The organism is Paenibacillus sp. UNC451MF (assembly GCF_000686845.1).
Taxonomy (GTDB): Bacteria; Bacillota; Bacilli; order Paenibacillales; family NBRC-103111; genus Paenibacillus_S.
In genome coordinates this window covers 57,157-79,333 of record NZ_JMLS01000004.1, presented here as the reverse complement: position 1 = coordinate 79,333, position 22,177 = coordinate 57,157, and the positions used below count along the sequence as shown (strand labels likewise).

20 protein-coding genes are annotated in these 22,177 nt (G+C 43.2%); 16 read left to right on the top strand and 4 right to left on the bottom strand.

Features of this window, described 5'->3' with window-relative positions; translation table 11 throughout:
- The first annotated feature begins 10 nt into the window (after positions 1–10).
- The 7 genes from BP97_RS0107700 to BP97_RS0107670 all read left to right on the top strand — a co-directional run bounded on the left by BP97_RS0107700 (position 11) and on the right by BP97_RS0107670 (position 12,905).
- Complete coding sequence (locus BP97_RS0107700) at positions 11–2,788, top strand: glycoside hydrolase family 2 protein (protein WP_231506256.1); 2,778 nt, start codon at positions 11–13, stop codon at positions 2,786–2,788.
- Positions 2,789–2,820: 32 nt separating this feature from the next.
- Positions 2,821–4,185: an ABC transporter substrate-binding protein gene (locus BP97_RS0107695; protein ID WP_028548572.1), complete on the top strand. Its 1,365-nt coding sequence runs from the start codon at positions 2,821–2,823 to the stop codon at positions 4,183–4,185.
- A gap of 13 nt (positions 4,186–4,198) precedes the next feature.
- Complete coding sequence (locus BP97_RS0107690; RefSeq protein ID WP_028548571.1) at positions 4,199–7,153, top strand: hypothetical protein; 2,955 nt, start codon at positions 4,199–4,201, stop codon at positions 7,151–7,153.
- 62 nt (positions 7,154–7,215) lie between these two features.
- Positions 7,216–8,475, top strand: a complete 1,260-nt coding sequence (locus tag BP97_RS0107685) for an ABC transporter substrate-binding protein (protein ID WP_028548570.1) — start codon at positions 7,216–7,218, stop codon at positions 8,473–8,475.
- 229 nt (positions 8,476–8,704) lie between these two features.
- Positions 8,705–10,852 carry an ABC transporter transmembrane domain-containing protein gene (locus BP97_RS0107680; RefSeq protein WP_028548569.1) on the top strand — a complete coding sequence of 716 codons (2,148 nt, stop codon included), beginning with the start codon at positions 8,705–8,707 and terminating at the stop codon, positions 10,850–10,852.
- A gap of 402 nt (positions 10,853–11,254) precedes the next feature.
- Positions 11,255–11,944 (top strand): DUF7002 family protein, encoded by a 690-nt coding sequence (locus BP97_RS0107675; protein WP_028548568.1) that lies wholly within the window; start codon positions 11,255–11,257, stop codon positions 11,942–11,944.
- A gap of 88 nt (positions 11,945–12,032) precedes the next feature.
- On the top strand, positions 12,033–12,905 hold the full coding sequence (locus BP97_RS0107670) for an AraC family transcriptional regulator (RefSeq protein ID WP_028548567.1): 873 nt from the start codon (positions 12,033–12,035) through the stop codon (positions 12,903–12,905).
- 90 nt (positions 12,906–12,995) lie between these two features.
- On the opposite strand, the gene BP97_RS0107665 is transcribed toward BP97_RS0107670, so the two are convergent.
- Entirely contained in the window at positions 12,996–13,424 is a 429-nt protein-coding gene (locus BP97_RS0107665) for a VOC family protein (protein ID WP_028548566.1), read from the bottom strand.
- A gap of 173 nt (positions 13,425–13,597) precedes the next feature.
- Here BP97_RS0107665 and BP97_RS0107660 point away from each other — a divergent pair, with 173 nt between their 5' ends.
- The 6 genes from BP97_RS0107660 (at position 13,598) to BP97_RS0107630 (ending at position 16,856) form a co-directional block, all read left to right on the top strand.
- Complete coding sequence (locus tag BP97_RS0107660) at positions 13,598–14,707, top strand: sensor histidine kinase (protein WP_028548565.1); 1,110 nt, start codon at positions 13,598–13,600, stop codon at positions 14,705–14,707.
- Between the two features lie 206 nt (positions 14,708–14,913).
- Positions 14,914–15,114 (top strand): cold-shock protein, encoded by a 201-nt coding sequence (locus BP97_RS0107655; RefSeq protein ID WP_028548564.1) that lies wholly within the window; start codon positions 14,914–14,916, stop codon positions 15,112–15,114.
- Positions 15,115–15,192: 78 nt separating this feature from the next.
- Complete coding sequence (locus BP97_RS0107650) at positions 15,193–15,432, top strand: cold-shock protein (protein WP_028548563.1); 240 nt, start codon at positions 15,193–15,195, stop codon at positions 15,430–15,432.
- A gap of 21 nt (positions 15,433–15,453) precedes the next feature.
- Positions 15,454–15,648: a hypothetical protein gene (locus BP97_RS0107645; RefSeq protein WP_028548562.1), complete on the top strand. Its 195-nt coding sequence runs from the start codon at positions 15,454–15,456 to the stop codon at positions 15,646–15,648.
- A 569-nt stretch (positions 15,649–16,217) separates the two neighbouring features.
- Positions 16,218–16,421 carry a cold-shock protein gene (locus tag BP97_RS0107635; RefSeq protein WP_028548560.1) on the top strand — a complete coding sequence of 68 codons (204 nt, stop codon included), beginning with the start codon at positions 16,218–16,220 and terminating at the stop codon, positions 16,419–16,421.
- Positions 16,422–16,541: 120 nt separating this feature from the next.
- Entirely contained in the window at positions 16,542–16,856 is a 315-nt protein-coding gene (locus BP97_RS0107630; RefSeq protein ID WP_028548559.1) for a hypothetical protein, read from the top strand.
- Between the two features lie 155 nt (positions 16,857–17,011).
- Here the strand turns inward: BP97_RS0107630 and BP97_RS0107625 are convergent, their stop codons facing one another.
- From BP97_RS0107625 to BP97_RS0107615, 3 genes are all read right to left on the bottom strand, one after another.
- On the bottom strand, positions 17,012–17,899 hold the full coding sequence (locus BP97_RS0107625; RefSeq protein WP_028548558.1) for a fructose bisphosphate aldolase: 888 nt from the start codon (positions 17,897–17,899) through the stop codon (positions 17,012–17,014).
- 144 nt (positions 17,900–18,043) lie between these two features.
- Entirely contained in the window at positions 18,044–19,366 is a 1,323-nt protein-coding gene (locus BP97_RS0107620) for a sensor histidine kinase (RefSeq protein ID WP_028548557.1), read from the bottom strand.
- Complete coding sequence (locus BP97_RS0107615) at positions 19,363–20,055, bottom strand: response regulator transcription factor (protein ID WP_028548556.1); 693 nt, start codon at positions 20,053–20,055, stop codon at positions 19,363–19,365. Before BP97_RS0107615 ends, BP97_RS0107620 begins: the two co-directional genes overlap by 4 nt.
- A 198-nt stretch (positions 20,056–20,253) precedes the next feature.
- Between BP97_RS0107615 and BP97_RS35635 the strand changes: the two genes are divergently transcribed.
- The 3 genes from BP97_RS35635 to BP97_RS0107600 are packed head-to-tail and all read left to right on the top strand — an operon-like array spanning position 20,254 to position 22,104.
- The gene (locus BP97_RS35635) at positions 20,254–20,607 is read left to right on the top strand and encodes a DUF6220 domain-containing protein (protein ID WP_036745639.1); all 354 of its coding nucleotides are present in this window, start codon (positions 20,254–20,256) and stop codon (positions 20,605–20,607) included.
- A 28-nt stretch (positions 20,608–20,635) separates the two neighbouring features.
- Complete coding sequence (locus tag BP97_RS0107605) at positions 20,636–21,475, top strand: SGNH/GDSL hydrolase family protein (protein WP_028548555.1); 840 nt, start codon at positions 20,636–20,638, stop codon at positions 21,473–21,475.
- Entirely contained in the window at positions 21,472–22,104 is a 633-nt protein-coding gene (locus BP97_RS0107600) for an NAD(P)-dependent oxidoreductase (RefSeq protein ID WP_028548554.1), read from the top strand. Before BP97_RS0107605 ends, BP97_RS0107600 begins: the two co-directional genes overlap by 4 nt.
- The last annotated feature ends 73 nt before the right edge of the window (positions 22,105–22,177 follow it).

The following is a 22,177-nucleotide window of genomic DNA, read 5'->3' as shown; positions in this document are numbered from 1 at the left end:
GGGGTTGAAAATGAAGAAAGGTTGTGTTCATCCGATGTTAACCCCCGTCAATAAGATGCCCGATACGGATATCCCACGCCCAGAATTCCCACGACCGGATTGGGAAAGAAAGGATTGGATTTCACTTAACGGTACATGGTCATTCCGATTTGACCCTAAGGATACCGGGCTTGATCAGATGTGGCAGGATCATGGAGAGACGTCCTATGAATCCAGCATTATGGTTCCGTTTTCATGGGTTAGCCCGCTTTCTGGAATTGGTCGTAATGAGAAAGGAATTGGATGGTACAGGCGTACTATCCATTGGATTCCCGAGCAGGACGACTCCAGAATGTTTCTTTGTTTTGGAGCCGTGGACTATGCATGTGATGTGTGGATTAACGGAACACACGTTGGTTCACACAAAGGCTGCTACGGTACATTTGAGTTTGAAGTTTCGAATTTATGGTTGAATCATGCCGACAATGTGATTGTGGTGCGTGTGGAGGATAACGACTACAGTTATCAAGCTCGGGGCAAGCAAGGATACGGTGAAACTAGAGGCATATGGCAGCCGGTATGGTTGGAATCACGTCGGCAGAATTATGTGAAGGCGGCTACAATAGTAACCCGTCTAGATGGATGTGTAGAGGTAGCAGCAACGATTGAAGCTAATTGTTCCGGCATAGCCGAATTGACATTCCAATTTGACAGGGGAGCTGTAAATCACAAGGTGCAAGTGGAGCTTGTCGAGGGCAAGAATGAGGTGCAAACTACATTTACAGTGGATGAACCGCGTTTGTGGAGTCCAGAGACGCCGTTTTTGTATGAGGGTGAATTGAGACTTCATTGCGGAGATGATGTGGATGCTGTTTCCACCTATTTTGGCATACGGGAGATTGGTACAGCACTCTTCGGTAAGCGGGATTACCGCTGGATCACTTTGAATGGCAAACCCGTGTACTTGAATGGTACCCTTGATCAGTCCTATCACGAGGCTGGCTACTTTACTTATCCAACGGATGAGGAGATGAGGGATGAGATTTACTTGATGAAGCGGCTCGGACTTAATTTTGTTCGGATCCACATTAAGCCGGAAGAGCCGCGAAAACTGTATTGGGCAGATAAGCTCGGTATTCTGGTCATGGAAGATATGCCTTGCTTCTGGGGGAATCCAGATGAGACGGCGCGGGCGATGTATGAGAGCGAAGCTCGTGAAGTAATCGAACGGGATAGGAATCATCCTTCTATTTTCTCCTGGGTTATGTTCAACGAGACATGGGGACTGAAGACAGATGACAAGGCGCCTGACCAAACAAGGGATTGGATACCAGCCTCTCAATATTTACCGGAGACGCAAGCATGGGTGCGGGAAATATATCAATGGGCCAAACAGCTTGACCCTACGCGCTTAGTAGAGGATAACTCCCCTTGCAACTGGGATCATGTGGAATCGGATTTGAATACATGGCACTTTTATTTAAATGGATATGAACAAGTACGAGAGCATGTGAGCAAAATCGTAAGTCAGACATTCCCTGGCTCAACCTTTAATTATTGTGAAGGCAACCAACAGTCCGATGCTCCTTTGATGAACAGTGAATGCGGTAATGTATGGGGTATCGAAGGCGGGGCAGGAGATAGCGATATCGCTTGGCATTACCGATACATGTTGAACGAATTCCGGCGTCATGATAAATTATGCGGCTTTGTTTTCACCGAATTCCGTGATGTCATTAATGAATTTAACGGCTATTATCGGTTGAACGGGACGGATAAACAGTTTGGATATGAATGGTTCGTACCAGGAATGACGCTCAGAGACTTGCATTCGCCGGATTTTATTGTCATAGATGCACCTCCTTGCCAAACGGTAAATGCGGATAGCTTAATTAGTGTGCCGCTTCTAAGATCTAGTTTCTCGGATCGGTATTTCGGGCAAACGCTTTCTTTATTGTGGGAGCTATGGTATGACCATTTAGGTGATCGTATCATTCAGGCTAAAGGGAGCAGTTCAGTAGAATGGGACGGTTACGGCGTTTCTTCGCTGGAACCACTATCAGTCCGTTTGCCGGAGCATGACGCCGTTGCCGTGTTAGCCATACAACTGCTGAGTGAAGATGGTGAAGTCATTATGCGTAATTTCACAACCTTCGATGTACGCAGCAATATGTCTCCTGAAGTCAATGAAGGAAGCGGACAAATAATATACGTACCGATTGCAGACTACAAACATCATACGTATTCCTATCAATGGAACGCGCTTCAATGTAATAAAGTGAATGGAGGAGGTGAGGGTTCATTTGAATATGAAATTGCCCTTCCTAATCCAGAGGCATTGAGCGTGATTCAAGATGTTGATATTTTGTTCGAAGCCAGCTCGAAGCGACTTCTTCTTCGTAACATCGAAGGAGAGACGTACGCCAAATCGGAGATATCGTTCATGCACGGAGCAGATGCCAATACGGAACGTAATCCGAATACGTACTATATGACGGATGACGAGCGTCACGAATCACGTCTGCAAGTAAGTATTGACGGGGAACGAATAGAATCGTTCGTACTTCCAGATGATCCTGCAGATAGCCGGGGTGTCCTGTCCTGGCATTATCAGGAGGCTGCGAACAAGCTGGAAGAGGCGGGTTCTTACGGATACTTGTATAAGCTCAGCATACCTGGCCGTATTGTAGGTAGACTGGACCGAAACCGCAAACTCAAGTTGACGCTGCAAACGGATGAAGGCGGATTAGCCTTATACGGACGTAATGCTGGACGGTACCCGATCGATTTGATTGTTCATTGCAAGTAAAGCGCATGAAGTAAGAGCGGGAGGTTCCGTTCATGACTCTAGGGCTTGATGGAACCTCGCTCGATTCTTTCAATTACATCTGTGTATTAATATGTCAGGGGGTTATTCAACTGAAATCGTCTAAAGGGTTGGTCGTCTTTATGGGTTGTATTATGCTATTAAACGGCTGTAGTACGCCTGACAGCAAGAGTGCAGAGCCCCAAGAAAAGCCTGTCCCAGCTAGTTATGAGCCCACAACAATTAAGCTGTATGCTTCGGAGTCTTACTTGAACGATACAGAAATTCAGAATTATATTAAGGAGCCTCTGAGTAAGAAATATCCTCATATTTCACTCGAAGTAGTTAGACCGGTTAAAGACATCACGCTGGAAAGTCTTGTCGTCTCGGGAGATGTGCCGGATATTTTTCTCAATTGGAACGGTGGTGTGAAGGATCTTAAAACATTAGGGCTTGCATCGGAATTGGATACCCTGATAGCTAAGCAAAAGTTCGACTTAACTAGTTTGGAATCCGTACTTCTTGATGCCATCCGCAATGAATCGGAGGACAAGAAATTGTACGCAATTCCATATGCACAAAATTTCCAGCTCATGTACTATAACAAAGATATTTTTGATCAGGTAGGCGTTCCTTATCCGAAAGATGGAATGACTTGGGAGCAGGCCATCGACATTGGCAAGACAATCACTGCTAAGAGCAACGGCACGTACAAGGGTCTTCATGTGACCTGGTCGGAAATGGCCTTCCAGCTTTCACTGCCTTTTATCGACCCATCTACCCAAACCTCTGCAATGACAGGAGAGCTCTGGAAACGAGTATTTGAAACCGCATACAACGTATGGACGATTCCAGATAATACGTTGACAACCTACGGGGACGGACTATTTTTGAAGGACAAAACGCTGGCAATGTGGGCTTACAAAAATCGTAACAATCAGATGAAGGAACCCGGAGAAGCAGGTCTTAGATGGGACGTCGTTCAGTTCCCTACCTTTAAGGAAAAGCCTGGTGTTACAAGCCAAGTGGATGCTCATGTAGCTGTAATTAGCCCGACGAGCAAAAAGAAAGAAGATGCGCTTCGTGTATTGGAAATGCTGACTTCCAAAGAGTCCCAGGAAATGATGTCTCTTCAAGGCCGCTTGCCGGCGATGAAAACCAAAACGATTGTCGAAGAATTCGGATCGAACATTCCTTACCTGAAGGATAAAAACTGGAAAGGTGTACTTTCAGGGACAACCGGATTGCCGCCTAAGCGATTGCTTCCAGACAGTTATTTTGTCAAATATGCAGTGCAATCCTTCAATGATTATGTCGTGGGTAAGAACGATCTGAACACCACGCTTAGAAAAGCGGGAGAGCAAATGGATCAAGCCTATAGGGGAAATAAACGACAATAGGAGTGATTAGGTTATGGACAATGGGAAGAACAACACTCAAGGGGAAAAAGCTTCTGCGCCGATTAGCCGTCGCGAGTTTTTGACGGCAATCGGCGGAGCGGGAGCCGTTATGGCAGCTCAGCCGCTCATGGCTAGCACCGGGTGGGGCGCGTCGGTAACGCAAGCTACTTATGGGAATATCGGTGGATCTAGTATGCAGCGCAGCTTCTATCCTTCCGTTGCAGTCATGAAATCAGATAGCAGCTTGACCGAAGGTACCTATGCAACAACAGCCGGCTATTACCAAGCGGGTGACGGAGGTGCATCCGACTATATCATCCGAGCAGGCATATTACGTGAGGACGGAGGCAGTGTGATCACACTGGTGAATGGTCTGCAAGCTGTGCTGCTTCCTTCAGACCATATTCATTACAAGCAATTTGGTACGGTCAGTGACGGTACGAATGATGATGGGGTTCAGATTAAAAAAGCGCATCAATATGCCAATACCGCAGGGTTGCAAGTGGTTTGTGAAAACGGAGAGTTTTGGATTAAGGCAACGAATGAAATTACAATACAAACGGGTGTCCGTTGGGGGCAGACGAAATTTCATATAGACGAAAGTTTTAACAATAGAACCAATCCACGTTTTAGGGTGAAGAGCCGTCACGAGCCTATTCCCATCGTTTTCGATGCAGCTACGAAATCGGCGTTCCTCTCCAGAATGAAGCCTGGAATCATGATTATCTATCAACTGGCTGCCTATAAGAATTGTCTTGTATTTGTTGAGGATGAGCAGGACCGTATCGGTATTCGATCTGGATATGCGGGAAACACCGGGTGGAGTAAGGAAGAATTTTTCTATGTGGAGGAGCATGGGAAAATCGTCGGAGATATTGCATGGACGTTTAAAAACTACACTAAGCTGGTCGCTTATCCATGTGATGAGAATTATCTGGTCATTGAAGGCGGGACGTTCTACTTATCTGGAAATAATCCCGGCCAGACATATCAAGGCTATTATTATAATGGCTTCGAAATTGAGCGCAGCCGGACGATTATACGCAATCAATGGGTCGGATTAGCTCCTGGACAGGCCGATGTCTCCATGAATCCCCGCAACGGCTTTTATCAATTTACGCGGGTATATGATGTGCTGTTGGAAAATGTCCGGCTTCTGCCGTGGGAGAAGGACCGTGCCGGAACAGGGCAGGATGTTGCACAGGGGACATACGGAATTGGGGGCACCCGGGTATTGAACGGTACATTTCGTAACTTAACAGCGGAAGGCTCATGGGTACATTGGGGAGTTTTCGGAACGAACCTGTTCAAAAATTTCCATGTTGAGAATTGCCGATTGAATCGGATTGACGTCCATTTTCACTGCTGGAACTTGTATGTTAAAGATTCAGAAATCGGTTATAAAGGGTTTACTCTTACCGGTGGCGGAGATCTGTTTATCGAGAATACGAGACGGTTTGGCAACCAGTTTCTGAGTTTTCGACAAGACTATGGGGCCAAATGGGATGGACACATCCGTCTAAACAAGTGCAGGCTTATGGTGGAGAACGGCACTACAGATGCGATAGGGCTCGATTTCAGTCCCCTTGATTTCGATTACAAGTATCCGATTGGATATGGAAGATCGCTGCGGATCGATGATTTTACGTTTGATTATACCGGCTTGGCTTCTGTAACCGGTACGGCCCAAATGATGAAGATCGCTTCATTTTCAAAAGTAACCTCATCAGGAGCAAGAGTCTTTTTCCCCTATCATCTGGAGTTTAGTAATATTATGGTCAGTGGGCGAGAGAAGGGCGTTCGTTTATTACAAATTCAGAACCCGTATAGTCTCCATACTGGTAAATCGGGTGGCATGGACGGGCAGCGAGTCAGGGCGAATTGTTATATGCGCTTTGAAAATATCCATAGTGAAAAGGTACCCGTACAATACTCGCAATCAACGACCCACGTAAACTTCTTGCTAAATGCACTGCATACAGAGCCTTATGCGGATGAGTATGCGTTATATCCTAAAATTGATTTCATTCAGGTTGGAGAGTTTTTCGGTCATTTTAAAGGCGGAATTGCAGATGTCTGCATAAGCCGTAGTGTCGTTAACTGTATAGATGCCTTTGAAGGAGGCCCTCTGCGTGGGCGCATCCAACTGGATCAATGCGATATACGTGCAGACGCTCTCAATGATAACAAAAACCTGTATTACCTCGCTTCGGAGTTAGGTACTTATTTCGTGAACTGCACCATCCACGCACCCATTCTGGACAATGTATCCCGACCTGACTTATTGGCAAAGTATGATTTTATTGATGTGAACAACAGGCTAAGGTATTTCCATCTCAATACGAAGCTATCCAAGGAATTGACGGATTACTTCAACAACGAGGGCAAACCGGTAGAGCCTGAATTTTATGCAATGCTTCGCAGTCATCATGGTGAAGACAGCGAGTTGATGGCTAGGCGTAAGGGGACAACCTCTCAACGTCCGCTACCGGCTGCATTTCATTCAGAAAAAGGCTTCGTTTACTTCGATACGGATCTTAAACAGAATGTCGTGTGGGATGGGGCTGAGTGGATATTTCCCACTAGAACGGGCGACACGCTGCATTTTTATTCGGACAATGTATCCAGTGCCGGAACAGGAACCCTCATGAAAAGATCAGAAAACCATCCTTCTCAGGCCTATCTTCTGCCCCAGTCAGGCGTATTATCCAAGTACGCTGTATATGTAAGTACCCCAACAAGCGCAGCTGCATTGACATTTGAACTATGGAAAAACGACTCCTTATGGTTAAGCGGCATAGCAGGTCCTACTTCATCGACGAATCCATTAGTCGCTCCCTTTAACGATAATAACGCGTTCAACGCGGGCGACAGAATAGCGATTAAACTTATTAGTGCTGCTTCCGGATTACCGGCAGATACCTTTGCAACGGTTGATTTATATATCAGCTACTCTAATAGCATCTGATAGAGTTTAAATGAGGTGGGCAGCATCACAATCTCGATGATGCAATAACCGGGGGGAGATTTATGGTGTTCAAAAAAAGTGGTTTCACACGGATTACTTTAAGTATTGTGTTTATTGCTGTACTTGCGGGCTGCTCGGGAGACATCAAACAGGATGCTATTAACCCCGGAGAAAGCAAAGGAACTGCCATTGAGCAACCGAAGCAGCCAGTAGAACTGGTGTTTTACTCCAGCAACGGAGATTCTGAGGAAAGCTTCAATGTTCGTTTTGGGGATGCAATCCGCAAGAAATTTCCAGATTATACAATCAAGTATATAAGAAGATATATGGGGAGCTCGGAGCTACAGCATTTAATCGCTTCAAGTACGAAAATTGATATTTATTTCGATTCCATCGGAAACTATGAGAGTCAAATGTTTGATAATGGATTGCAGGTAGATATGACGGACTTGATTCGTAAGCATAATCTGGATTTAACTCGTTTCGAGCCGAGTATTATTGAGGCAATGAAACAAATATCTGATGGGAAAATGTACGGTCTGCCCGTCTTCAACAACAGTACCAATTTATATTACAATAAGTCTATCTTTGATAAATTTGGAATCCCTTATCCGAAAGACGGCATGACATGGGACGATTTACTTGAGCTATCCAAGAAAATGAATCGAATGGATGAAGGGAAGCAATATTATGGTTTTTCATCATCACCGAACCACATACTGCGAATGAATCAGCTGTCCATCCCTAACGTCGATTTGACCACTGATACGCCAACCATAAATAAGGATGAACGCTGGAAGCAGTTTTTCGAAGCTGTATTCATCAAGCCGGCCGAAGATCCTGGATACAAAGACAATAAGAAGCTACCTCCTATTAGTTATTTTATTAAAGACCAGACGCTAGCCATGTATACTTTTTTGTCGAGCATGCCGCTTATTTTACCGAATGAAATGAAGGCGCTGGATTGGGATATGGTCTCACTGCCTACATTCAAGTCCATGCCGGGTATCGGTTCTCAAGCCTATCCGAGTTATTTTGGCATTACTAAATTTACGGAAAATCGGGATGCGGCGATGGAAGTGCTGAAATATCTTACCTCTGAACAATTTCAAATGGAGCTCTCGCGTCAAGGTATCATGACAGTACTTAACAATCCATCGATCAAGAGCTCACTCGGTCAGGATTCACCGTTTAAAGGCAAAAACTATAAAGCCGTCTACTATAACCAATTTGCTCCCATTGCTCCCCGAGCAAAGTATGATGTTCAACTTGTCGCAAACTACTCGGCATTAATCGGATTTCGTTTCCATGGGCACGATTGATATCAACACCGCATTTCGTAATGCGGAGGAGAAGTCTATAAAGGACATTGCCGCTTATAAGGCCAAATAGTTGAAAGAAGGACTTAGAGGAGACCTTGGATAACCCATGGTCTTTTTTTGTTTGACATGTTATGCAGTTAATAATTATCGTCCTGTTATTACCTGAACCACCGTTTACAGCCATTATAAACTAAGGTAATCTAAATATTATGGGGAGGCGCGATCTAAATTGAATCTTATAACTGCTTTACTGGGCTATTTTGCGAGATACAAGCTTCTGTGCGGCCTATTTGTGTCCAGTATTTTCATAGAAGTCGCTTATGCGGTAGCTGCTCCCTTAAGTCTCAAATATTTGGTGGACGAGGCTTTCACCCCCAAGAACTTTCAAGTGTTTCTTAGTATTTTGAGCATTTTGATCGGCGGCGGCTTATTTAATATCGGGGCAAGTCTTTGCGGGGATTATTCATTAGGCAGGCTCAGCGGGGAAGTCATTCGAAGACTAAGAATGGACCTGTTCAGCCATTTGCAGCAGCAATCACTGCCATTTTATCAACGATATAGAGTCGGGGATTTAGTAACTCGCTTTGCTTCGGACATGGTATCCATAGAACGAGTCATACGGGCAGCTATGCCTTTATTTTTACGGGAGACTTTAAGTATTCTGCTTGGACTCATTATGTTGTTCTCGCTTGAGTGGAAGCTGACGCTCGCTGTACTTGCTGGCTCTGTGCTGATGTTTGTGGGACCGAGAATGCTTCAAGAAAGAGCAGAGACTGTAAATATCAGCTCTAAAGAAGCTCAGGAGCGGTTTTCCAATTCCATTGACGAAATGGTTAAAGGACATAAAACGATTAAAGGCTTACATCTACAGCAACGCTTTAAGGAGCAGGCAAAGAAACAGATTCATGAGCTTTTTACATTAGGTTTAAGGTTGCACATCACCAATGCTATTATGGAGCGATTGCCGTTAACGACATTGCTTATTTTGAACGGAATCATGATTGGCTTCGGCGGATACTTGATCTTCCATGACGAGATGACGGTTGGTGGCTTTATGGCTTTTTTCACTTTGTTTATGAGCGTTGGACAGTCTGGCTCCAACATGGCTTACCTGATCCCCAATCTGATTGAATCAAAAATCAGTTTTCAACGCATCGGAGAAATATTTAATGAGCGTACTGATGTACCTGAGTCGGAAAAGCCGGTAGAGCTCCTTACAACGCTGCCTTCGATTCGGATGGATCAGGTCTCCTTTGGGTATAACGATGAAACCCTTCAGTTGAGAGACATCAACTTACATATTGAGGCTGGAACTTATGTTGCTTTTGTCGGGGGAAGCGGTTCAGGAAAAAGCACGGCACTGCAGCTCCTATCCCGCTATTACGATCCAAAACAAGGGACCATAACCATCAATGGCTACGATATACGAACGGTCAGCCAGGCTTCATTAAGAAATCTATCTACGTTAGTTTCTCAGGATACCTTTTTATTTCATACAACGGTGCGAGATAATCTAATACTAGACAGAACAGACACTTCTGATGCGGAAATGATGGAAGCAGCGAAGCAGGCTAAAATTCATGACGTCATTGCCAATTGGCCAGAGGGATATGATACATGGATTCATCATGAGGGAGGGTCCTTGTCAGGAGGAGAACGTCAACGGATGGCAATAGCAAGGGCACTCCTGAGAAAGCCTAAACTGCTTCTTATGGATGAAGTAACTTCCGCACTGGATCCTGCTACTGAATCGGATATCAACCAACTGATCCAACAGATTCGTGGTGAGAAAACGATTGTCTCAGTAACTCATCGATTAGCCTCTGTCGTAAATGCGGATCAAATCTATGTGTTCCAAGAGGGGCGAATCGTTGAATCAGGCAAGCATCAGGAGCTTCTGCAATTACATGGTGTTTACAATAGCATGTGGGAAAAACAGCATGGATTTCATCTGTCACAGGACGGACTTCACGCTACGGTAGATGTCCAAAGGCTGTCTAAGCTACCTTTCTTTGAAGGCATTGAGGCGGAGTTGCTCCAAAATATTGCAGCGTTGTTCGCAACTGAAACCTGCTCAGAGGGAGAGACGATTATTCGTCAAGGAGAAGAAGGAAATAAATGTTATATAATTGTACGTGGTTCGGTGGAGATTTTGAAGCATTTTGATGGTGATGGAGAAAAGAGGGTTGCAGTTTTGCAGGATGGTGATCACTTCGGCGAGATTGCTTTGCTCACAAATAGTCCGCGTAATGCGACGGTCAGGTCCATAGGTCCAACGGTTCTGTTATCCGTGAGACGTGAAGAATTCCATCAATTAACCGCGATACACCCGCAAATCGTCCGAACATTAGAACAGACACTGCAGAAAAGAATATGATTTCATTTATAATAAATAAGGGGATATGACGGAATGTCGCATTGCAAACGCTGTGTAAGTGATGAAGATTTGGCCAAAAGGGTGATAGGTGTTTTGGCCCCAGATTCATCGCACTTCCAGAATTTCCCCAAACACTAGTGCCGTCGAGTGAGCTCGATGGTTTTTTTGTTGTTTCGGTATATGTGCTAGTCCAAATTGTAAACTAGCATCCGGCAAGCACCTGATCATTTTGTAAAACTCTTACTATACTATGAGTATTCAAGAAAGGAGGATGCTTTCGATAGCAGTTATTGCAATATCGGGCTATTGTATATAGGGTACACAAGTGTTAAATAATAACAAAGTTAGATTTTGCTGATGTTGAATGATCTAAAAGATAGATTGTAGGAAGAGGTACCAATCATGGAGAATAATGAACATACAATAGCTACCATAACAAAGTCAAAAAATAGAAAGTCCCTTTTTCATTTTACAAGAGTGAGAAATTTGCAGGCTATTGTTCAATTGGATGCACTATTCTCAAGCTACAAAATAAATCCGAAATCGCCAGGCAAGCGCCGAGAAGAAGCCCAGGAAATAAATTATTCGGAGCATGCTATTACAATAAATGCTCATTTAAGGATTCCTGAAAGGATGATAGATCCTTCCAGCACGCTCGAACAATTTCGGGCTTGTCTGGACAGGCATGTATTTTTTTGGCCGACTTTAAAGGATTGTCAGAAGATGATGGATACGTACTCTAGAAGAGAACCGGATGAAGCGTTTGCTGTTTTAGAGTTCGATGCGACTTCGTTGCTAATAAATCATTACTCGGCAGTGAAGTTATCCAAATATGACTCAGGCAGCTCGCCGCGGTTTCCGAATAACTGTTCTTACAGGAAGAGTCCGGATATGTTTCTTCCTTTAAGATCCTTTAGAACCGTAACGAATGGCACTGTACCCACTAAAGTATCAGAAATAAAGGAGGTACTTATTTTCGATCAGGTTCACAACGTTTCTCAGTATTTACAGGCAGTCTACGTCAATAAATGTATAGAGATTCCTGAGCAATGGAGAGAGCTGAAGAAGCTGTGGTCCGATTTGCAAGTATGAATGAAAAATGACTACTTTATTGTGCACGAATTGTCGGATGGGTAAAGGGGTCTTCTGCTATTCTACATATGGGGAAAGGAGGATGTTTATGAATATGCTTGAGAACATGAATAGAGCCTTAAATTATATTGAGGAGAATCTTGCCGATGAGATTGATTTTAAAGAGGTAGCTAGGCTGGCTTATTGCTCGGAGTATCATTTTAAAAGAATGTTTTCATTCCTTGCAGGCGTGTCTTTGTCAGAATACATTCGTCGCAGGCGTCTTACACTTGCAGCATTTGAGCTTGCAAACAGTCCGTTAAGGATTATTGATGTTGGGGTTAAGTACGGATACGACTCGCCTGATTCTTTTGCAAGAGCGTTTCAAGGGCTGCATGGCATTACTCCGTCAGAAGCCAGAAATAAGGGACGATTATTAAAAGCCTTTCCTCAAATGACCTTTCAACTAACCATTAAAGGAGGAAGTGAAATGAACTACCGTATCGAAGAAAAAGAGGCTTACCGCATCGTTGGGATCAAAAAAAAAGTCCCTATTATATTCCATGGAGTGAATCCGGAAATAGCAGCTATGTGGCAAAGCTTAGATGATGAATCGATTTCTAGTCTTAAGAAGCTTTCTAATGTAACTCCTCTTGGATTGCTTAGCGCATCGACGAATTTTTCTGAAGGCCGAATGGAGGAGAAGGGAGAGCTCGATCATTATATCGGAGTGGCAACAACGAAGGCATGTCCGGATCATTTGGATCAGCTTGAAGTACCTGCATCGAAATGGGCTGTATTTGAAGCAGTCGGTCCCTTTCCTGATACACTCCAAAATGTATGGGGACGCATCTACTCCGAGTGGTTTCCATCCTCCAACTATGAACAAACAGAGGGCCCAGAGATTTTGTGGAACGAGAGTAAGGATGTTGCATCCCCAACTTTTAAAAGCGAAATATGGATTCCTGTTGTCAGAAAATAATAGTATCTTGTCTAGTTAATCAAAAGGATATGGACTCCTCTTAAACAGAAAAGAGTTCCATATCCTCATTTATTTCATTATGTTTTGAGATTACATGCCCATGCTGCCATTGTCATAATTGAATTGCCATTCGATTCCGAACTTATCTTTGAGACTACCGTAGCATTTACTCCAGAATGTTTCCTGAAGTTCCATGTTAATAGTGCCGCCTTCTTTCATCTTATGAAAAAAGGATTTTATTTTCTCTATGTCTTTATTGACGATAGAAAGGCTGATGTTGGTTCCGGCAACAAACGGCATACCAGGAAATACATCAGAAAACATCACATTACTTCCATCGATATTGAGCCGCGCATGCATAATTAAATTTTTCGCTTCTTCTGGAAGCGGGTATTCTGGGTTAGGTGGCGCTTGCCCGAAGGTCATCATTTGCGGTTTCTCCGTACCAAAGACTTCTGCGTAGAACTCTACGGCTTCTCGACAATTTCCATTAAAATTCAGATAAACATCAACGGACATTAGCTTCACTCCTAGGTGGTTAATGATTGAGACAAGGTTTATTACCATATAGTATCATTTACCTGTAAATAAATAATTAAACTACAAGTTTGTTACTTTTGAGAGAAGGAAGCAAACCAATATATCTGATATAATGGCAGTAATGATGAAACGGGGAGTGGGAACCACATCCAATGGCTAAAATGATTCGAAGCTTCCGGTCGAAAATGATACTGCTATTTGGTCTAAGCATGCTTTTTTCCGGGACAATTACATTTATACTTTATAAAATTCTTCAATCCTATTATCACACGACCAAGTTAGAGGATCCACTGACTAAAGTTCGTTATTTCATGAGAGAAGTAGGAGATATTAACTGCTTTTTACTTATATTTATTCCTCTTTCGATTTTATTCTTCTTTCTCCTTACCAAACGGTATGCCGTCTATTTTCACGAAATCTCCAACGGAATTAACCAGCTTGCCAATGGCGACTTTAACAGTCGTATCCATATTCCAACCAAAGATGAGTTTGGGGACATTGCAAGAGATATCAATCTGGCGAGTGAAAAATTACAGCAAGCTGTGGAGAGAGGGGACTTTGCAGAAACAAGCAAGGAACAACTAATCTTGAATTTAGCACATGATTTACGTACGCCTCTGACTTCCGTTTTAGGTTATTTGGATTTCATTCTTAAGGACAATCAGTTGACTGCGGAACAAGTGAAACATTACACGAGCATCGCTTTTACCAAGTCCCAACGGTTAGAAAAATTGATTGACGAGCTTTTCGAAATCACTAGAATGAACTACGGTAAGCTAACAGTCGAAAGAAACTCACTCGATCTAAGCGAGCTTCTCAGTCAATTGAACGAGGAATTATATCCTGTTTTTGAGAAAAACAATTTAACAACACGAATGGAAGTAACGCCGAGTTTGAATATTTTGGGTGACGGGGATCTGTTGGCACGTGTATTCGAGAATCTTCTGACGAATGCCATTCGCTATGGAAAAGATGGTATGTTTATCGATATAAAAGGCTTTCATGATGTGAAAGATGTGGTGATTCAAGTCATCAATTTCGGAGATCCTATTTCCCCGGAAGAAATTCCACATATCTTCGATATGTTTTTTACTGGCGATAAGTCGAGATCTCACCAAGAAGGGAGTACGGGCCTTGGTTTGTTCATTGCAAAAAATATTGTAGTGAAGCATCAAGGTACCATTTCGGCTCAAAGCAGTTTGGTTCGTACGCTCTTTGAAGTTCGTTTACCCATGGATGGCACAACCGGCAGCCTTCCTTGAATCTCATTCATAGAATTTGATAAACGTACATTTAAAATTCGAGCATCGCTTTTTTGGAATAAGTGTGTTATATTGTAATTAATCAATTATTTGAGACCTTGGGATTCACATATTGTAAAAGGTGTTCATTTGTGAGACGGAACCTTTTTCAATTATGCGAATCTTTTATTTTTTTTCGAATATAATATTTTATTGGAGGCTTTCAAATGGAAACAGGAACAGTAAAATGGTTTAACGCCGAAAAGGGTTTCGGCTTCATCGAAGTAGAAGGTGGCAATGATGTATTCGTCCACTTTAGCGCAATCGTTGGCGATGGTTTCAAATCGCTGGACGAAGGTCAGCGAGTTGAATTTAACATAGTAAAAGGCAATCGCGGTCCGCAAGCCGAAAATGTTGTAAAGTTGTAAGAAAAGTAAAAAATAGCAGCTGCCCTTAATTCGCTGAGTTGAGGGCAGTTGTTTTTTTATAAAGGAGGGGGATAATCCATGTATTACCGTAAAAAGATGATGGAAGATTTTCCGCAGGAGCAAACAAAGATATGGTCATGTTCAAAAGAAGACTGCAAGGGCTGGATGCGGGATAACTTCACATTTGCCTATACACCGACTTGCCGGATTTGCCATTCTCCCATGGTAAGCAGCTTAAAGCTGTTGCCCATTGTAGTGAATTCAAACGGTGACCTGAAATTGCTTAAAAATGGTGTGCAAATATCGGGCGTTCGCTAATGATGATACGAGGTGATGCTTTTGTTAATACCAAATCAATTGCTCGTTAAGCAAGTGGATTTTGATAACGCCATGTATTGGAAGGTTCCAGTCTCGGTCTGGCGCGGAAATCAGGTTATTGATTATGGGGGCGTTATTAAACAGCATGATGATGATGCAGTTTGTATTGCAAGTGATTATTTTCCCAAAAAGGATTTTAGATTCAAGGTAAGATAATTCTTTGCAGCAAAATTACGTAGCTAGGTGGTGTTGTTGATGGTCGTATACAAATTCAATGATATTCCGAACGAGCTGCTTGTGGACCACTCATACTCATTACGACAAATTAGGCTATTTTTAATGGCAAACAAAGATTGTACCTTTCTCCATAAGGATATCAAGTATCTGGATGGGGAATCCCAACAAAGGGTAACGGTTACTTCTAAGGATGAATACTATATTCATCAGCACTCAGATCGTTCTTATCTGTATCCAAATGAAAAGAAGGTAATATACCACTTAAGTGATGACTCAAAGGGCTATGAATAGAACGAGAAGGTGCTATGAAGTCGCAAAGCCACTTAAGCAAGTGGCTTTCTCGTTTGACAAAATAAGGATAGCAGAGGGAGTTGTTTTGGAGTATTCTTGATTTATTGAATAAGCTGTGGTATTATAAATATTATAAAAGTTGATACTAATTCACATGTCGAAAAGAGTCTCATTTTTTTGATGGAACTTTTTTCAATGTGTGAATTTTTTATTTGTGAGAAAATGATCATGTTAAATATATTTTGGAGGTAATTTAAATGCAAACAGGTACAGTAAAATGGTTCAACAGTGAAAAGGGATTTGGCTTTATTGAAGTAGAAGGCGGAAGCGATGTATTTGTACATTTCAGTGCGATTGAAGGCGAAGGCTACAAATCGTTGGATGAAGGTCAGCGCGTTCAGTTCAATGTGACTCAAGGTAACCGTGGGCCACAAGCTGAGAACGTGACTAAAATTTATTAATCCAAATCAAAGTTGCTCCTAAGTGTAAAGGAGCAGCTTTTTTTCTGAGGAAGAATAATAACATAGATGTGAACTTACACTAAGAACCACAGAAATTCATAGAAATGGGGATAATAAAAAGTGAGAGTTGATTTGAAATTTACGACTAGAGGACAAATGGCAATTGACAATTTTGATAATGGCGAATTACTCGAAATTTTCACAAGATATATCAACACTTTAATGAAACATTATGCAGTTGATATTTCGGTACCTGTTGATATGAACCAAAATATTAGAACAGAAGGTATTTTGAAAGTGTTTTTGGAGAATGTAAATTGTGATGTGAACACCTTTTTTAAAGAACTAGGGAGAGATATTAAAGTTCCTTTAAAGAAAAGGCTGAATGAAACTGGGAAATTAGACAACGTGTTTAAAATAGACGTTATTAAATAATAACCGTATAAATAGCTGAATATTTATCGGACCACTTCCAGAAAGTGGTTTTTTTCGTAGATAAAGCTGTTAAATTATAAAGCAAAGACCCCGAGCTTTTGAAAAGTCCGGAGTCATTGCTTGATGGATTCACTTGAAAGATCAAGTAAGCACCTTTATTTGATGGAGGCTTCATAAATATCATGAATGGATTTAGAGAGCATCGTGTTGAAATCATCGTCTGTTTGCCCTGCAGTTAGTCCCTGCGATAAGGCACGAGAGAAGCTTGCGATCAATCCATGATTACGTGTTAGCTTTTCGTTTGCTTCCGCTTGAGTGTAACCTCCTGACAAAGCTACAATCCGTACAACGTGCGGATCTTCCATTAAATCTCTATAGAAATTATCTTCCGACGGTATGGAGAGTTTAAGCATTATCTTTACGTCTTTGCCAAGGGTGGATAAGTGAGAGAAAATTTCATCCTTTAATAGTTTTTCCGATGTGCTCTTATCCACGCTGTAAATATCCACTTCCGGCTCGATAATCGGAACCAATCCCATCTCTACAATTTGGTTACCGATGGCAAACTGTTGTTCAACGACTTTTTTGATTCCAGCAGGATTTGCCTCCTTAATAACGGAGCGCATTTTCGTCCCGAAAATGTTTCGTTGGTTTGCTCGTTTCAGAAGATCGTTTAAGCCGGGAATGGGCTTCATGAGCTGAACTCCGTTTTCAAGATCGGCAAGCCCTTTGTCGACTTTCAAAAAAGGCACTATGCCTTTCTTCTCCCAAAGATAATCCGCGGTATACTGCCCATCAATGAAACGATCCATCGTGTTCTCGAATAAAATCGCGCCCAAAATGTGCTGAGAATCAAATGCGGAACTCTTAATAATACGTGTTCTCATCTCATGAACCAATGCGTACATCTCTTCTTCATTGGAATAGCTGTTTTCTTTAATGCCATATTGCAGCAGAGCTTTAGGGGTGCTTCCTCCACTTTGATCCAAGGCCGCTATAAAGCCCTTTCCGGTACGGATTCGATCGAATTGATTTGTATTCATGAATGTTTCTCCTTCCCTTTGGTGAACTTGTTGGAATCTTGAATCCTTTTATTATAGCACTTTTTATTGCAAGCATACATTCTTGGAGTACGGTGCGAGCTCGAATGGAAGATAGCTTAACATCAACCAATGGATACGATTGGTCTATTTTTTTGAGACGAGGTCTATCCATCCTGTAAAAATTGCGCCACCTGTCTGACTTTTATTCTGAGCTGTGAGATCACCATGGTGAGCTTTGAGAATACGGTGAGCAATCGTAAGTCCAAGCCCGGTACCGCCATATTCCGGATTCCTCGAGTCATCCCCCCGGTAGAACGCTTCAAAGATATGAGGCAAATCATGCTCGGGAATTCCTGGCCCCGAATCTTCAATTGAGAAGTGGACTCTTGTTTCCTCCACATGCAAGTGGATGGTTATGACACCGTTTCTCTGCGTATAGCGTAGGGCATTATCGATCAAATTTCCGATTGCTCGCCTAAGCATATGAGCATCACCGTGAAGATTACATTCCTCTGTCGTTACGTTATATACCATTTCTATTTCTCTTTCATTGGCTGTCGGTAAATATTCCGAGACTATATCTGTGAAAAGAGTGCCTATATCCACTGGCTCTCGTCGCATTTTCAGTGCTGTCAGTTGGCTGTAAGAAAAAAGATCCGATACAAGACGCTCCAGCTGGTCGGCCTTTTTGCTGCAAATCGCCGCATATCTTGAAGCCTTCTCCGGATGACTTACCAGTCCGCGTTCTAATCTCGTTAGGAATCCTCGTAAAGCAAATAAGGGCGTCCTTAAGTCATGTGCAATCGAGCTAATGAAGAAGCGTCTTTCTTCTTCTAGTTCAGACTGACGAATTAGAGATTCCCGAAGCCCATTGCCCATAGCATGGAAAGCTGAACGTACATCCGCTACTTCCAAAACGGTAGATTTAGGAAGATGAAAATCCAGATCGCCACTGGCGATTCGTCTAGCCGCGGCGCTCATTGCTTCCAAAGGCTTCACAACAACCCTGCCCATCTGCCATCCTATAAATAGAATAGCGCATAATCCAGCCACAATCGCCAATGCTGTCGCCAATTCGCTTGTATGTTCAGGAACATAGAATAGGGCTTTCCCACGCAAATGGCTATTTTCCATGAAGATTAATTCTCGATGCACGGTTGCTTCTGATCCAGATGGGATGGATTGATAGATCTGATAGCCTGTAGAATCGAGTAAAATGATTCCCAAATTCGAGGTGGTGCTCCTTTTTCCCAGTGCTTCCTGCCAGTTTGGATTAAGCCAACGAGTTGTGTCTGCTCCGCTAACCTCCTGGACCAACGTATCCAAGGCCATTTGCTGCTGTTGAAGCTTGGTGTTCTCCAATACATAACGATCGAGAAGACCGGGGATTTCATAAAACAACCTCGGGAGGATAAGGATGATGAGCATACCGATCAACATCCATTGACGTATGCGGAGAGGCTTCATTTGCGCACCCCTTCGAACCGATAACCCACACCCCAAACATTAGTAATAAACGTTGGTTTTCTAGGGTCTTCTTCAATTTTCTCGCGAATTCTTCCAATATGAACGGTCACGGAATGCTTATCACCGATCCCCTCCCAGAAGCGCTGCAGCAATTGCTCATACGTAAATACTTGACGCGGGTACTCTGCGAATAAGCAGAGAATATCGAACTCTTTGGGGGTCATAGGTACTGGACGCCCCTCAATTCTCGCTTCATGTGCCTTTACATCTAGGACAAGTCGGCCAAAGTCAAGCTCAAGCAGAAGTCCTTTTTCATGTCTATCGTAGCGGCGGAGAACGGCTTTAATCCGGGCGACGACTTCCTCGGGTGTTGCAGATTTCACGATATAATCGTCACCACCTATGCTAAGCCCTCGTATTTTGTCCACATCTTCACCTCGTGCGCTAAGGAATAGGATAGGGGTATCTTGCGTTTTCCTAATTTGCCTGCAAAGCTCCAGTCCACTCTGGCCCGGCATCATCACATCCATCAGGATACAGTCGACCCGAATACGGTCTATTGAAGCTATCGCTTGAGCAGCGTTATACGCTTCGATCACTTCAAACTTTTCGTCTTCAAGAAAATCCTTCATTAATTCCACGATTTCTTTATCATCATCAACGATCAAAACCGTGCGTTTGATATTCATACCATATCCTCCAAAAATGAGAAATAAAAAATGAGTTGGCATCATTGTAGCATATCCGTTATTACTCGTGGTCTCATTGAGTGGAATGTAACTGTTCGTTGATTGTTTTGTGACTTTTTCACTCCGTGTTTAGTTATATTCAGAGGTTATTGTAAGAAAAGCTGATGCACGAAATTATTCTGAAGGGAGGAATTGAATGTGCAAATAGGTGGCCTCATTTTCAAAATATTGGCTTGGGTGTTTTTAGCCTGTATTGTGGCCCAAGTATTTATTGCCGGGATGGCAACTTTTTCGGATGCTGCAAATTGGTCATTGCACAAATCGTTTGTAAAAATGTTTGCTTTGGTTCCCCTGGTTATGTTCCTGCTCACTTTTGTTAGTGAAGTAAAGGGACTCAAACGCTGGATCAGCTTTGGATTATTTGCGCTCGTTGTGTTTCAATTTCTGACGATTCAAGTTTTCTCATCAACGGGTGTGATCGCTGCGCTTCACCCGTTAATTGCCTTGCTGCTGTTTTGGGGCTCGGTCAGAACGGTAACAAAAGCACCTTAAGGAATTAGAAAAGGAGAATCGTAAACGGATGGAACCTCTATTAAACCCTCAATGGGCCAAACTTATTCAAATGCAGCATCCCGAAAAGCTGCTGAGCTTTGCGCGTCATCTCGACGACAAATTGTTAGCGGCCATTTATGGCATGGATTTGGAAACGTACCTGAACATCAAAGGTCAAATGATACGTCAAGTGAAAGAAGCAGCAGAGCAGCTGCTGGAGCAACCTGATTTTGCAGATCGGGTTGACCGGCTGCCGTTCAAAGCGGGCGAAACGGTTATTGGAATAGGTGAAAGCACGACAGATGATCTGCTCTCGTGGTTTGAAATTCTAAGACACTTGCTTAAGCTGCAGAGACCCCAGGATGAGATACGTCTAATCAATGAAGGGATATCAGGCAACACCTCATCGCAAATACTAGGCCGCTTCAGCGGTATTGTAGCCAAAAACCCGAATTGGTTCCTTTGCATGATCGGGAGCAACGATGTGTTGCGCTTTGGTCCCGAATCTGCCAAAACGTTAGTCAGCTTAGAAGAAATCGAGAAAAACTTAAACGAGATTCGACGGATAGCCGCCGCGCGCACCAAAGCTCAATGGGTGTGGATCACACCACCGACTTTCGACGAAGAGCGAATTGCCGCATTTCCACACTTTCAGATGGGGCAATTAAGTTGGCGAAACGAAGACATTATCACCGTTGGCGAAATGATTCGGAGCATGCCTGACCACGTCGTAGATACACAAGCGGGATTTGGGCAACCGGAGTTGGCGAAATTCATAGGGGTGGATGGACTCCATCCAACAATTGTTGGACAGAAAGCCATAGTACGATGGCTTGTTGAAAGCCTTACTGGGGGAGCCGAGAAATGAAAATTCTTGTATTCGGAGCTACGGGCGGAACCGGTCGTCAAGTCGTTGAACAAGCAATCCAGTTGGGCCATGATGTTACCGTAATCGCTCGTAAGCCTGAAGCAGTTGACATTCGGAATGAACGATTGGAGGTCGTCAGGGGAAATGTCCTCGACCTGTCATCGTTCAGCCAATGGATAGCAGGCAAAGATGCGGTCTTATCTGCGCTCGGTGTAAATCATCGAAAACCCACGACCGTTTACTCTGAAGGGGCAGGCAATATCATCAAGGCGATGCAAGGAGCGGGTGTACGCCGGTTAATCAGCTTATCCTCATCGGGATTGGATATTCCTCCCGATACTCCGTTGATGCAACGGCTAGTCATCCGGCTTGTGATTCAACAAATGTACAAATACGCTTATGAAGATATGACTCGGATGGAGGAGAAGGTACGGAAGTCCGGACTGGACTGGACTGTCATTCGACCTCCCCGGTTGACGAACGGATCGAAGACGGGAAAGTACCGTACTGCTTTTAACAAGCCTTTGCCTAAAGCAAGAGGAATTTCGCGTGCTGACTTGGCTGACTACATGATAAAGTCGGTCACGGATTCATCGTCATATCAATCTGTTGTTGAAATATCCAATTAATTGGGATAGTTGATGTACCACCTATGAATTAGATCGAATAGAAGGGGGAGCAAGATGCCGAACGTCTTTAATA

What these genes read in the sequence shown, in the direction of transcription:
- BP97_RS0107685 (WP_028548570.1), top strand. Translation starts at nt 7,216, where the DNA reads ATGGTGTTCAAAAAAAGTGGTTTCACACGGATTACTTTAAGTATTGTG.
- BP97_RS0107600 (WP_028548554.1), top strand. Translation starts at nt 21,472, where the DNA reads ATGAAAATTCTTGTATTCGGAGCTACGGGCGGAACCGGTCGTCAAGTC.
- BP97_RS0107620 (WP_028548557.1), bottom strand. Translation starts at nt 19,366, where the DNA reads ATGAAGCCTCTCCGCATACGTCAATGGATGTTGATCGGTATGCTCATC.
- BP97_RS0107690 (WP_028548571.1), top strand. Translation starts at nt 4,199, where the DNA reads ATGGACAATGGGAAGAACAACACTCAAGGGGAAAAAGCTTCTGCGCCG.
- BP97_RS0107660 (WP_028548565.1), top strand. Translation starts at nt 13,598, where the DNA reads ATGGCTAAAATGATTCGAAGCTTCCGGTCGAAAATGATACTGCTATTT.
- BP97_RS0107625 (WP_028548558.1), bottom strand. Translation starts at nt 17,899, where the DNA reads ATGAATACAAATCAATTCGATCGAATCCGTACCGGAAAGGGCTTTATA.
- BP97_RS0107665 (WP_028548566.1), bottom strand. Translation starts at nt 13,424, where the DNA reads ATGTCCGTTGATGTTTATCTGAATTTTAATGGAAATTGTCGAGAAGCC.
- BP97_RS0107650 (WP_028548563.1), top strand. Translation starts at nt 15,193, where the DNA reads ATGTATTACCGTAAAAAGATGATGGAAGATTTTCCGCAGGAGCAAACA.
- BP97_RS0107605 (WP_028548555.1), top strand. Translation starts at nt 20,636, where the DNA reads ATGGAACCTCTATTAAACCCTCAATGGGCCAAACTTATTCAAATGCAG.
- BP97_RS0107675 (WP_028548568.1), top strand. Translation starts at nt 11,255, where the DNA reads ATGGAGAATAATGAACATACAATAGCTACCATAACAAAGTCAAAAAAT.
- BP97_RS0107700 (WP_231506256.1), top strand. Translation starts at nt 11, where the DNA reads ATGAAGAAAGGTTGTGTTCATCCGATGTTAACCCCCGTCAATAAGATG.
- BP97_RS0107655 (WP_028548564.1), top strand. Translation starts at nt 14,914, where the DNA reads ATGGAAACAGGAACAGTAAAATGGTTTAACGCCGAAAAGGGTTTCGGC.
- BP97_RS0107695 (WP_028548572.1), top strand. Translation starts at nt 2,821, where the DNA reads ATGACTCTAGGGCTTGATGGAACCTCGCTCGATTCTTTCAATTACATC.
- BP97_RS0107635 (WP_028548560.1), top strand. Translation starts at nt 16,218, where the DNA reads ATGCAAACAGGTACAGTAAAATGGTTCAACAGTGAAAAGGGATTTGGC.
- BP97_RS0107670 (WP_028548567.1), top strand. Translation starts at nt 12,033, where the DNA reads ATGAATATGCTTGAGAACATGAATAGAGCCTTAAATTATATTGAGGAG.
- BP97_RS0107615 (WP_028548556.1), bottom strand. Translation starts at nt 20,055, where the DNA reads ATGAATATCAAACGCACGGTTTTGATCGTTGATGATGATAAAGAAATC.